At 32.4% G+C, this 12,786-nt stretch carries 12 protein-coding genes; 1 reads left to right on the top strand and 11 read right to left on the bottom strand.

What is annotated here, in order from left to right:
• Position 1 precedes the first annotated feature (1 nt).
• The 11 genes from H8K90_RS07650 to H8K90_RS07600 form a co-directional block, all read right to left on the bottom strand.
• On the bottom strand, positions 2-2,035 hold the full coding sequence (locus H8K90_RS07650; RefSeq protein WP_186845378.1) for a VWA domain-containing protein: 2,034 nt from the start codon (positions 2,033-2,035) through the stop codon (positions 2-4).
• Positions 2,036-2,087: 52 nt separating this feature from the next.
• Positions 2,088-2,834 (bottom strand): 3-oxoacyl-[acyl-carrier-protein] reductase, encoded by a 747-nt coding sequence (gene fabG, locus H8K90_RS07645; protein WP_186845377.1) that lies wholly within the window; start codon positions 2,832-2,834, stop codon positions 2,088-2,090.
• 131 nt (positions 2,835-2,965) lie between these two features.
• Positions 2,966-3,838: a succinate--CoA ligase subunit alpha gene (gene sucD / locus H8K90_RS07640; protein WP_186845376.1), complete on the bottom strand. Its 873-nt coding sequence runs from the start codon at positions 3,836-3,838 to the stop codon at positions 2,966-2,968.
• Positions 3,839-3,915: 77 nt separating this feature from the next.
• Positions 3,916-4,326 carry a nuclear transport factor 2 family protein gene (locus H8K90_RS07635; protein WP_186845375.1) on the bottom strand — a complete coding sequence of 137 codons (411 nt, stop codon included), beginning with the start codon at positions 4,324-4,326 and terminating at the stop codon, positions 3,916-3,918.
• Positions 4,326-5,261, bottom strand: a complete 936-nt coding sequence (locus H8K90_RS07630; RefSeq protein WP_186845374.1) for a UDP-3-O-(3-hydroxymyristoyl)glucosamine N-acyltransferase — start codon at positions 5,259-5,261, stop codon at positions 4,326-4,328. Before H8K90_RS07630 ends, H8K90_RS07635 begins: the two co-directional genes overlap by 1 nt.
• Positions 5,262-5,264: 3 nt before the next feature.
• A complete protein-coding gene (locus H8K90_RS07625) occupies positions 5,265-5,864 on the bottom strand; it encodes a hypothetical protein (RefSeq protein WP_186845373.1) in 600 nt (199 codons plus the stop codon).
• 5 nt (positions 5,865-5,869) lie between these two features.
• Positions 5,870-6,436: an elongation factor P gene (efp, locus tag H8K90_RS07620; protein WP_186845372.1), complete on the bottom strand. Its 567-nt coding sequence runs from the start codon at positions 6,434-6,436 to the stop codon at positions 5,870-5,872.
• Between the two features lie 49 nt (positions 6,437-6,485).
• The gene (lpxA, locus tag H8K90_RS07615) at positions 6,486-7,271 is read right to left on the bottom strand and encodes an acyl-ACP--UDP-N-acetylglucosamine O-acyltransferase (protein WP_186845371.1); all 786 of its coding nucleotides are present in this window, start codon (positions 7,269-7,271) and stop codon (positions 6,486-6,488) included.
• Between the two features lie 6 nt (positions 7,272-7,277).
• A complete protein-coding gene (locus H8K90_RS07610; protein ID WP_186845370.1) occupies positions 7,278-8,684 on the bottom strand; it encodes a bifunctional UDP-3-O-[3-hydroxymyristoyl] N-acetylglucosamine deacetylase/3-hydroxyacyl-ACP dehydratase in 1,407 nt (468 codons plus the stop codon).
• Positions 8,671-9,699 (bottom strand): UDP-3-O-(3-hydroxymyristoyl)glucosamine N-acyltransferase, encoded by a 1,029-nt coding sequence (gene lpxD, locus H8K90_RS07605; protein WP_186845369.1) that lies wholly within the window; start codon positions 9,697-9,699, stop codon positions 8,671-8,673. Before lpxD ends, H8K90_RS07610 begins: the two co-directional genes overlap by 14 nt.
• Positions 9,700-9,865: 166 nt before the next feature.
• Positions 9,866-11,095, bottom strand: coding sequence for an HD domain-containing protein (locus tag H8K90_RS07600; RefSeq protein WP_186845368.1), 1,230 nt, complete (start codon positions 11,093-11,095; stop codon positions 9,866-9,868).
• A gap of 61 nt (positions 11,096-11,156) precedes the next feature.
• Between H8K90_RS07600 and porX the strand changes: the two genes are divergently transcribed.
• Positions 11,157-12,704, top strand: coding sequence for a T9SS response regulator signal transducer PorX (porX, locus tag H8K90_RS07595; RefSeq protein ID WP_186845367.1), 1,548 nt, complete (start codon positions 11,157-11,159; stop codon positions 12,702-12,704).
• Positions 12,705-12,786 lie beyond the last annotated feature (82 nt).

The following is a 12,786-nucleotide window of genomic DNA, read 5'->3' as shown; positions in this document are numbered from 1 at the left end:
TTTAAATTAATCCGTTATATTTTCTAATAAACCACTCTATAAAAAGGCTCAACGCTATTAAACCGAGTAGATATTTCCAATCTATCAAAGGTACGATATTTTTAGTGCTTTTCTGTATAGTTGCATATCTGTTATCTGAAATTAAACTTTTAATAAGACTATTATATTCCGTACTGAAATAAGCTCCGCCTTCACTATTTTTTCCCAAAGATTTTAGTTTGTCGATATCTGCATTTAAAAATTGCTGTTCTACATTATATTCCAAAATTTGAAAACTACCAGAAGTAGCTATGGCTTCAGAATTGTGCTTAACTGTAAAGTTATATTCACCAGCTTCTATACCACTTAAATCTACAGTATAATTGCCGTTATTTAGTAAAATAGGGAACTCTCTAGTGGAATCGTTGTTTGCATTTTTAAGAACAATACTTAACGAAGCTTCAGCATCAAATTCATAATTTTTGTTGAAATATTGTGCTGAAATACTAACATCATCATTACCATTGTAAAAGGATTTATAATCTACATTAATACGTTTTCTCTTTTTATTAGAACTTAAATATTGAACGAGCTTTCCGATAAAATTATCGAAATCTGCAAAACTTTCTGTATCTAAATATGCCTGTGCTCTCCACCTCCAAATGCCTTCACCCAGTAAAACAGCATGCTTCATATTGTTAAACTCATAAGTTGCCAACATGGCATCGTCTGTTTTTATCCCGTTTATAGATTTATATAAAATGACATCAGTTGGTGCCAAAAATTCTAACCCACCGAACTCAGATTTTAACGGTGGATAATCGACAAAATCAATATTATCTACAATAAACGTATTATAATTTCTGTTTAAAATTGGTTGGTAATCTTCAGTCTGATTTGTTACAGTAGCGAACAGTTTTAAATGGGTATTATTTAAAAATTCTAGATCTGTTGTTGCGCCAGTAATTGTAAATGTGTTTAGATTTTGCGCTTTAATTTCTTCTAAAACAGTATTAAAGTTACTATTTGGCTGATACAATATAACTAATTGAAAATCATTAATACTAGATAAGTAATCTTTTGGTTTTAAAATGGACACGCTACGCTGCTCATTACTCTCGATAGATTTTTTTAATGTTCCTAAATCTGGATGTAATCGGTCTGCAACTAGTGCAATATTTGTTTTCTGATCTATAACTTCTACACCAAAATTCTTAGTATTATTAACTATGTTTTTCTCATTTGCTATAGGCACTAACTCTACACGATAGGTTTTTACTCCAACACTGTTTGCATTAAGCGAAGTTGAGATAATTTCAGATGTTTTAGAAGCATCAAACTGAAGCATTTTTCTAAAAACCACTGAATTACCGGACCAAATTTTAAGTTCAGTTGTTATTGCTTCTAAACCACTATAATTGGCAATAATTTCTACAGGGAATCTATTCTTTAAAAACACATAACGATTAACATTAAGCTGCTTAATACTTAAATCTGAATATATCGTAGAATCACCTAAAATTATTGGGTATATAGGTTGTTTTATACCTTTTGCGACGTATGAGTAGTCAGAACCATAAGTTTGGTTTCCGTCGGTTAACAACACAATTGGTGCGGTTTCATTATCGTAAACTTCACCAAACCTCTTTAAGGCTTGTGATATATTTGATTGACGTTCATTAAAAATTAAACTATCTAAACTCCTAACTGATTTACCAAAACTATAGGTTTCTATATTAAAGCGATTATTTAACTCTGCATTTTCTTCAAGAGCTTTTATAATATTACCCGCACTTTCATCTTGTTTTAAGTAAGAAATAGATTCTGAATCATCAACAGCAACAACTAGTGTTGGTTTTTCATCAAAAAAAGTTAGCGATTCAAATTTAGGATTGATTAGTAAAAGTAAAATGCTAAAAATTGAAATCGTTCTGAGTACAGTTAAAAAATATTTTAAGTTAGATTTAACTTTAGATTTATATATATACTGAAACAGCGCTAATAAAAGCGCTGCTAATCCAGCAATTGTTATGTATATTATTGTTTCTGTACTCATTTAATGTTTAAGTGAAAAATCATGAGATTCCTACTTACGCAGGAATGACAGATTATGTCAACATACCACCATCAACATTCAAAGTCTGACCTGTAACATAAGCACTTAAGTCACTTGCTAAAAACACACAAGCGTTCGCAATATCTTCAGGTGTACCACCTCGTTTTAATGGAATAGAACTTCTCCAACCTTTTACAGTTTCTTCATCTAGCTTGGCAGTCATTTCAGTCTCAATAAATCCTGGTGCAATCACATTACTTCTAATATTTCGTGATCCTAATTCTAGTGCTACAGATTTAGAAAAACCAATAATTCCGGCTTTAGATGCCGCATAATTTGTTTGTCCTGCATTACCTTTTACACCTACAACAGAACTCATATTTATAATTGAGCCTTTTCGTTGTTTCAGCATTGTACGCTGAACGGCTTTAGTCATATTAAAAACAGACTTAAGATTTACCTCAATAACTTTATCAAAGTCCTCCTCTCCCATTCTCATTAAAAGATTATCTTTTGTAATACCTGCATTATTTACCAAAATATCTATGGCACCAAATTCTGCTAAAACATCTTCCGCCAATTTTTGTGCATCATCAAAATTTGCAGCATTACTTTGATAACCTTTTGCCTTAACTCCTAGATTATTTAATTCTTTTTCTAATTGATTTGCGGCTTCTACCGAAGAGCTATACGTAAAAGCTACGTTAGCACCATGCTGAGCAAATACTTCTGCAATACCTTTACCAATACCACGACTTGCGCCAGTTATGATTGCCGTTTTTCCTTCTAATAGTTTCATATAAAATTTCGATTAGTTAGTTTAACTTTAAAGACACAAAGGCCTATTCAAATATACCAATTACAAATTGCAAGAAATAAAAAAACCTCACAAGATTTTGTAAGGTTTTTAACAGTTTTATGTGAAATTGATTAGCCTAATACTTCAGCTACTTTCTTTCCTATTTCGGCAGGAGAATCTACAACATGAATTCCGCATTCTCTCATAATTGCTTTTTTAGCTTGAGCAGTATCATCACTACCACCTACAATAGCACCTGCATGTCCCATGGTACGACCAGCAGGAGCAGTTTCACCAGCAATAAAACCTACAACAGGCTTTTTACTTCCACTTTCTTTATACCAATGTGCAGCATCAGCTTCTAATTGACCTCCAATTTCTCCAATCATTACTACAGCTTCAGTTTCTGGATCATTGATTAACAATTCAACAGCTTCTTTTGTGGTTGTACCAATAATTGGATCTCCACCAATACCAATTGCAGTTGTAATTCCTAATCCTTGTTTTACAACTTGGTCGGCAGCTTCGTAAGTTAATGTACCAGATTTAGAAACGATACCAACTTTACCCGATTTAAAAACAAAACCTGGCATAATACCAACTTTAGCTTCTCCTGGAGTAATTACACCTGGACAATTAGGACCAATTAAACGACAATCTCTATTTTTAATATAATCTGCAGCTTTAATCATATCTGCAACAGGAATACCTTCTGTAATTGTAATAATAACTTTAATACCTGCATCTGCAGCTTCCATAATAGCATCAGCAGCGAAAGCTGGCGGCACAAAAATTATAGTCGTATCTGCATTTACTTTCTCTACAGCTTCAGAAACTGTATTAAATACTGGCTTACCTAAGTGAGTCTGACCACCTTTTCCTGGTGTAACACCACCTACTACATTAGTACCGTATTCAATCATTTGCTCTGCGTGAAAAGTTCCTTCACTACCTGTAAAACCTTGTACTATGATATTAGAATTTTTATTAACTAAAACGCTCATTTGATATTTTTGTTTTTAAGTTTTGTAAATTTCGTTGTGCAAAAATAAGAGTTTTGATACGCAAATGCGACCTCTTTTTATATTTTTCTTTCTGAATAGGATTTCAAACTTGCAGAATCATTTTCATCTGCTTGGTTACTAATTTCAAAACATCTATATAGTTTTCCGTCTTTAACCTCCCAAATCGCAGAAAAATGTGCTAAAACCACTTCAACATCTGGGTTTTCTATTGTATTAGCAAAAAGCGTATGCCTTGTCGTTACAGTATTACCAGCTTCTATGAGGTGCGTAAATTCAAATCTAAGGCTATCGTAAGATTTTCTAGTACCTTCAAAAAAAACTTCAATTTCATTGTAGTTTAGTAGCATAAATCCTTGACTACTTGTCCAGTGTAATTCACAATCCTTATGAAAAAACTCAGAAACAACACTTGTATCGTTTGCTAAATCTGCATCGTAAAAAGCTTTGACTATATCTATTGCTGACATTATAAGTTTTTTAATTTTTCTAGTATTCCAGGAATCTTTTTTACATACGCCATATCCTTGAAAAAGGATCTAGCATCTTGAGCTGGAGAACCAAAATAAGTAACTCCACCAATTGTAGATTTATTTATACCAGCTTGTGCATATATTACAGTACCGCTTGTAATTGTGACATCACTTTTAATACCTACTTGTCCCCAAATAGTAACATTGTCTTCAATAACTACGCAACCTGCAATACCTGTTTGCGATGCAATTAAACATTTCTTACCTACTACAGTATCGTGTCCTATTTGAATCTGATTATCTAACTTAGACCCTTCACCAATAGTTGTATCACCAGTTACTCCTCTATCTATAGTGCATAATGCACCAATATCTACATTGTCTTTTATAATAACGCGACCACCCGACAATAATTGATCATATCCTTCTGGTCTATTTTTATAATAAAATGCACTTGCTCCTAATATAGAACCTGCATGAATAGTAACATTATCACCTATTATAGCATTATCGTAAATACTAACATTAGAATGAATAATACAATTCTTACCTATTATAACATTATTACCTATAAAGCAGTTGGGTTGTATTATAGTACCTTCTCCAATAATAGCATCTTTAGCTATTGCAGAATTAGATGCCTTAAAAGGTTTAAAATGCTGCGTTAGCTTATTAAAATCTCGAAAGGGATCATCTGATATTAAAAGCGCCTTACCTTCAGGACACTCTACTTCTTTATTAATTAATACAATAGTAGCGGCAGACTCTAAAGCCTTATCGTAATACTTTGGATGGTCAACAAAAACAATATCACCAGGTTCTACAACATGTATTTCGTTAATACCCAATACTGGAAAATCATCTGCACCAACATACTTAGTTGAAATTAAATCTGCAATCTCTTTAAGGCTATATTGCTTAGGAAATTTCATGGTTTATAATAATTTGAAAGTCCCTGTAATGTATTCAAATGTGTTCTCCATTTTACTAAAGCGCTCACCACTTGTCCAATTCATTATCATATAGATATAATCCTCGCCTTCAATAAAAGCGACAACGTATTTAATATCTATACCATCAATTATTCCAGATACTTTTATTTGTCTTGCAGGATAATCGTTGATTTTTTTTAAACCGTAATCTTGAAATTTAAAATCGTCTATACTCTCTTGAAACATTTGTTTCTGCACCATTACATAATTTTCTACAGGAGAAAGCTCAGAGTCATACTCATCAATCTCTTTAAAAATGTCAATAAATTCTTGTTTATTTTCGTGTATAACTACAGAATAAGCATCTTTAAAGATATTAGCATACTCAAGTGATGCCTCATCATGAAGGCTTTTCATCTCCTTCATATAATTTGGTACATCTAAACTATATAAATTCTCTACTGATATGGTTTTATAATCTTCTTTAGATAAAGATTCAGAACTTTGTTCTGATGCCTTCTTTGCTGCCTGATCTATCATCTCCAAACAGCTGGTTAATGAAACCATTATACAAATTAAGGCAATACTTGTAATTTTTTTCATCAATATTACTCCTTTATACGTTCTTTATATGTTCCTTTATCTGTTTCAACTTTAATTTTATCTCCTTCGTTGATAAATAAAGGTACATTAACTGTAGCACCTGTTTCTACTGTTGCTGGTTTTGTAGCATTTGTAGCCGTGTTTCCTTTTACACCAGGCTCAGTAGCTGTTACTTCTAAAATCACCGTTGCAGGCATATCTACAGACAATGGCATATTATCTTCAGTATTTATTTGTATAGTTACAATCTCACCTTCTTTCATTAAATCTGGACTATCTAAAGCAGATTCTAATAATCTAATCTGCGTATAATCAGCTTCATTCATAAAATGGTAAAATTCACCATCATTATACAAAAACTGAAACTTGTGTGTTTCTACACGTACATCATCAATTTTATGTCCTGCAGAAAAGGTATTATCTATAACTTTACCAGTAGTTACACTTTTTAATTTTGTTCTTACAAAAGCAGGTCCTTTACCTGGTTTTACATGAAGAAATTCAATGATTTTATATATATCGTGATTATATTTTATGCATAATCCGTTTCTGATGTCTGAAGTACTTGCCATATAATTGTTTAATTGTTGTGTTATATAATTTTTGAGTTATTTCTCAAAATCAATTTGATTTAAAATAGCCTTTCATAATGCCTCGATGCGAATTCTTAATAAATTGAAGAATTTCATCGCGCTCTGGAGTGGCTTCCATTTCTGCTTCTATTAAATCTGAAGCTTGTGTGTTATTATAGTTCTTTTGATATAAAATTCTATATATATCTTGAATTTCTCTAATTTTTTCAGAGCTATAGCCTCTTCGTCTCAATCCAACCGAATTTATCCCAACATAAGATAAAGGCTCACGAGCAGCTTTTACATAAGGAGGCACATCTTTACGCACTAACGAACCACCAGTGACAAACGCATGGTTACCTATAGAACAAAATTGATGAACAGCTGTCATACCTGCTAAAACTACATAATCGCCAACATTAATATGACCAGCTAATGTACTGTTATTAGAAAAAATACAGTTATTACCAACAATACAATCGTGCGCAATGTGGCAATATGCCATAATTAAACAATTGTCACCAATGACGGTTTTCATTTTGTCAGTTGTACCTCTATTAATTGTTACACATTCTCTTATTGTAACATTATTACCTATTTCTACAGTGGTATCCTCGTCGTTGTATTTTAAATCTTGAGGCACGGCAGAAATTACTGCACCTGGAAAAATATTACAGTTTTTTCCGATGCGCGCTCCTTCCATTATTGTAACGTTACTTCCAATCCAAGTTCCTTCACCAATCTTTACATTATTATGTATAGTTGTAAAGGGTTCTATAACCACATTTTTTGCAATTTTTGCGCCTGGATGCACATATGCTAACGGTTGGTTCATATATTATTATTTTACTTTTGAAATTTGGGCCATTAATTCAGCCTCAGCACATAATTTTCCGTTGGCATATGCATAACCTTGCATATGACAAATACCTCTTCGTATTGGAGTAATTAATGAGCATTTAAAAATTAGTGTATCACCAGGAACTACTTTTTGCTTAAACTTTACATTATCCATTTTCATGAAAAAAGTTAAATAGTTTTCTGGGTCTGGCACTGTACTTAATACTAAAATACCACCTGTTTGCGCCATAGCTTCAACAATTAACACACCTGGCATTACAGGTTGCCCTGGAAAATGACCTTTGAAGAACTCTTCGTTCATGGTTACATTTTTCATTCCTATGACATGGTTCTCTGTTAACTCAAAAACCTTATCTAGCAATAAGAAAGGCTGTCTATGTGGTAACATATCCATTATTTGATTGACATCCATTAATGGTGCCGAATTCAAATCTATTTGTGGTACATTATTACGTCTTTCGTTTTTTATCAGTTTAGAAATCTTTTTAGCAAACTGAGTGTTTACAAAGTGTCCAGGTTTGTTAGCAATAACCTTACCTCTAATCCTTGTACCCACTAAAGCTAAATCTCCAATAACATCTAGAAGCTTATGTCTTGCTGCTTCATTAGGATGGTGCAAAGTAAGGTTGTCTAAAATACCGTTCTGTTTTACAGCAATTTCTTCCTTATTAAAGGCGATTCTAAGTTTTTCCATTGTCTCTGAAGATAATTCCTTATCTACATAAACAATGGCATTGTTTAAGTCACCACCTTTTATTAACCCATTTTCTAGAAGCATTTCTATTTCATGCAAAAAACTAAAAGTCCTAGCGTTTGCAATTTCAGATTTAAAATCTAAAATATTGTTCAGTGTAGCGTTTTGAGTACCTAAAACTTTGGTGCCAAAATCTACCATTGTTGTTACTTGGTAAGAATTAGATGGCATTAAAATAATTTCACTTCCTGTTTCTTCGTCGGAATATGAAATAACTTCTGTTACCACATATTCTTCTCTTAATGCATCTTGCTCAACAACACCCGCTTTTTCTAAAGCCTCTACAAAGAATTTTGAAGAACCATCCATAATTGGTGGCTCGGAAGCATTTAGCTCTATGATGGCATTATCTATGTCTAAACCGACCAAAGCTGCTAAAACATGTTCGCATGTTTGTATGGTTACACCATTTCTTTCTAGGCAAGTTCCGCGTTGCGTATTGGTAACATAATTTGCGTCAGCTTCAATTTTAGGGCTTCCTTCGAGGTCAATACGCTCAAAAAGAAAACCTGAATTTTCTGCTCCTGGTTTAAAAACTAAGGTTACATCTGCACCTGTATGAAGTCCAACACCTTTTAGCGTTACTTCTTTTTCAATGGTTTTTTGTTTCGTTTCCGTTTTAATTATTGCCATCTACTTTTTTTTCTAATTTGTCTATCGTTTTAACAAGCTTTGGTAAATTTTTAAAATGTACATAAGACTTACTCCAATCGGAATATCCAAAAGATGGTGAGCCTTGTAAAATCTCATTATCTTTTACATTTCTTCCAATACCAGATTGCGCTTGCACTCTAACATTATTTCCTATTACCAAATGACCTGCAATACCTACTTGTCCTCCAATAAGACAGCCAGCACCAATTTTGGTAGATCCAGCAACACCTGTTTGAGCAGCAATTACTGTATTTTTTCCGATTTCCACATTATGAGCAATCTGTATTTGATTATCTAATTTTACACCAGATCTTATAATGGTTGAACCCATTGTTGCTCTATCTATTGTAGTACCAGCACCAACATCTACATAATCTTCTAATATAACATTGCCTATTTGTGGAATCTTAGAATATTCACCTGCTTTACTAGGTGCAAATCCAAATCCATCTGCTCCAATTATAGCACCAGAGTTTATTACACAATTATTGCCAATAACACAGTCTGAATAGACCTTTCCGCCTGCAAACACAATTGTATTATCACCTAATTTCACATTATCTCCAATGTACGCATTAGGAAAAATCTTTACATTTTCTCCAATTTCTACATTACTACCAATGTAAGCAAAAGCACCAATATATATGTTTTCTGGAGTTTTAGTTGTTTCTGAAATAAAACATGGTTGTTCTATCCCAAATTTATTCAACTTAATTTGGTTGTAGTATTCTAATAATTTAGAAAAACCTTCATATGCATCTTCTACTTTTATTAAAGTAGTTGTTATAGGTTTTTCTGGTTCAAAATCTGAATTTACTATTGTAATAGAGGCTTCAGTTTTATAAATATAAGGTGTGTATTTATCGTTTGATAAAAATGATAAAGATCCTTTAGAACCTTCTTCAATTTTAGACAACTTAAAAACCTCAATATTTGGGTCGCCAACTACTGTTCCTTCTAATATTCCTGCTATTTGTTCTGCTGTAAATTTCATGTATTAATATCTATTATTCTAAAATGATCCTACTTCGACTACGCTTAGTATATACATGGAACATTTCAAATAATGATTCGCTTTTAGCATTGAGTTTTGAGTACCAATATTTCAATTAGTTATTTTTAAAGTATCTGTTGGCTTTCGCAAAAATAGAAAAAAAGGATTACATTTTCTTTTTAGGATAGCACATATAATATTTAGTGACAGGTTTACTTAGCGCTTTTAAGTTTAATTGGTCTGAGACTTTGGCTATATCTTTAATTTTACCAGACTTTAATAAAATATTTATGTTTTGCTTTTTATTCTGATAGGCTTGGTTTGTTATCTCTCCTTGAAACACAAAATAATCAGCTTCAGACTTCGAGATATTGTGTTTTTCCATTAACGCATTAGAATGCGCTATTAACTCTGATGTTTTTATTGGTTTGTTCTTTAGCTTTACTTTCAGCAAGTCTCTATTTATAATCATTTCACACAGATTGCTCAATACAAAATCATCATTGGTTTGCCAATCTTTCATTGCAGAAACGATATCGTAATCATCTAATTTTGCGAATATAGCTAAGGTTTCATTATTAAAGCTATTGCCACCTCTTTCAGAATTTAAGAAAAACAATAAGGCTTTACTGCATTGTAATACTTTACCTTGGTTTACTAATTCTTTGGCGCGTTTTAAAATTCGCGTTAATAATTGTTCCGCTACCAAACTAGTTTTGTGCAAATACACTTGCCAATACATAAAGCGTCTTGCTACCAAAAACTTTTCTGCACTATACACGCCTTTTTCTTCAATAACCAATTGCCCATCAACTACGTTGAGCATGGTAATTAAGCGCTCGCTATTAATATTACCTTCTGCAACACCTGTGTAAAAACTATCGCGTTTTAAATAGTCTGCTCTATCCATATCTAATTGGCTAGATATAAGCTGGCACATATATTTACGAGGGTATTCTCCTTTAAATATTGAAATGGCTAACGTTAAACTTCCGTTAAACTCTGTATTGAGTTCTTCCATAAAACGCAAAGAAATTTCTTCGTGAGAAATATCATTTACAATGCTATGCTCCATGGCATGAGAAAATGGCCCATGACCAATATCGTGTAATAAAATGGCAATAAGCAAACCATTTTCTTCATCATTTGAAATCGCAACTCCCTTAAAACGAAGTACATTGACAGCTTTTTGCATTAAATGCATACTACCAAGTGCATGATGAAAACGTGTATGATGTGCGCCAGGATATACCAAATAAGACAATCCCATTTGACTAATACGACGCAACCTTTGGAAATATTTGTGCTGAATTATATCGAAAATTAACGAATTAGGAATCGTAATAAATCCGTAAATTGGATCGTTAAATATCTTTAGCTTATTATTTGTAGGCAAAATTTTAAAATTTTAATTAAAAAACTGGCTTAAACCAGTTTGAAAACAAATATACCACAACATGATAAATATTCTTTGGGTTGACGATGAAATCGATTTATTAAAGCCACATATTCTCTTTTTAGAACAAAAACAATATGAGGTTACCACTTGCCAAAGTGGAACGGAAGCCTTAGAGATAATAAACGATACTAACTTTGATATTGTTTTTTTAGACGAAAATATGCCTGGACTAACTGGTTTAGAAACGCTTAATGAAATTAAAGAACGTAGAGCCAACCTTCCTGTTGTAATGATTACAAAAAGTGAAGAGGAATATATAATGGAAGAAGCCATTGGTAATAAAATTGCTGATTATTTAATTAAACCTGTAAACCCTAATCAGATTTTATTGAGTTTAAAAAAGAATTTAGACCATTCGCGCTTAGTCTCTGAAAAAACAACTTCTAACTATCAACAAGAATTTAGAAAGATTTCAATGGATTTGTCTATAGTAAATTCTTATGAGGAATGGGTAGATTTATATCAAAAACTCATCTATTGGGAATTACAGCTTGAAAGCATTGAGGATGTTGGTATGACCCAAATTTTAGAATCTCAAAAAACTGAAGCTAATCTTCAATTCGGAAAATTTATTGAGAAAAATTACGAAAATTGGTTTCAACCCAATACAGATGCACCTGTAATGTCGCACACACTTTTTAAAGACAAAGTAGTACCAGAATTAAGTGACAAACAACCTACGTTATTAATTGTTATTGATAATTTACGATACGATCAGTGGAAAGCCTTTGAACCTATAGTGAACAATTATTACAAGAAGGCTTCAGAATTATCTTTTTTTAGTATTCTGCCTACAGCCACACAATATGCTCGTAACGCCATATTTTCTGGATTAATGCCTGCTGACATGGAAAGTTTATTTCCTCAATATTGGAAGAACGATACTGATGAAGGAGGTAAAAATTTACATGAAGGTGATTTTTTAAGAGAACAGTTAAAGCGCTTAGGATTAAATCATATTAAGCACGAGTATCATAAAATCACAAATTTAAAGTCTGGTAAAAAATTAGTAGAGAACTTTAAGTCCTTAAAAGATAATGACCTTAATGTCGTTGTTTACAATTTTGTAGATATGCTCTCTCACTCAAAAACTGAGATGGAAGTTGTTAAGGAATTGGCCTCTAATGATAAAGCTTATCGCTCATTAACAGTTAGTTGGTTTAAAAACTCACCTTTACTTGAGATGATTCAATTATCACAACAACTTGGTTTTAAACTCATTTTAACCACAGATCACGGCACTATAAACGTTACCTCTCCTTCTAAAGTAATTGGAGATAGAGATACGAGTTTAAACCTACGTTATAAAACAGGTCGCAGTCTTACTTACCAAGATAAAGATGTGCTAGCAGTAAAAGACCCAAAGTCTGTACATTTGCCATCCTTATCTATGAGTAGCTCATTTATATTTGCAAAAAGTGATTTGTTTTTAGCTTATCCTAATAACTTCAACCATTATGTCAGTTATTACAGAAACACTTATCAACATGGTGGTGTTTCTTTGGAGGAAATGATTATTCCATTTGTGGTTTTAGATCCTAAATAGTGTTGATTTTTACATAATAAAATTTTACCAATAGATTAATTCTTTATGAATTCATTGTATCCTCTTATACATTATTCTTATA

This window comes from Winogradskyella echinorum, assembly GCF_014297365.1.
Classification (GTDB): Bacteria; Bacteroidota; Bacteroidia; order Flavobacteriales; family Flavobacteriaceae; genus Winogradskyella; species Winogradskyella echinorum.
This window is presented reverse-complemented; position numbering and strand designations above follow the sequence as displayed.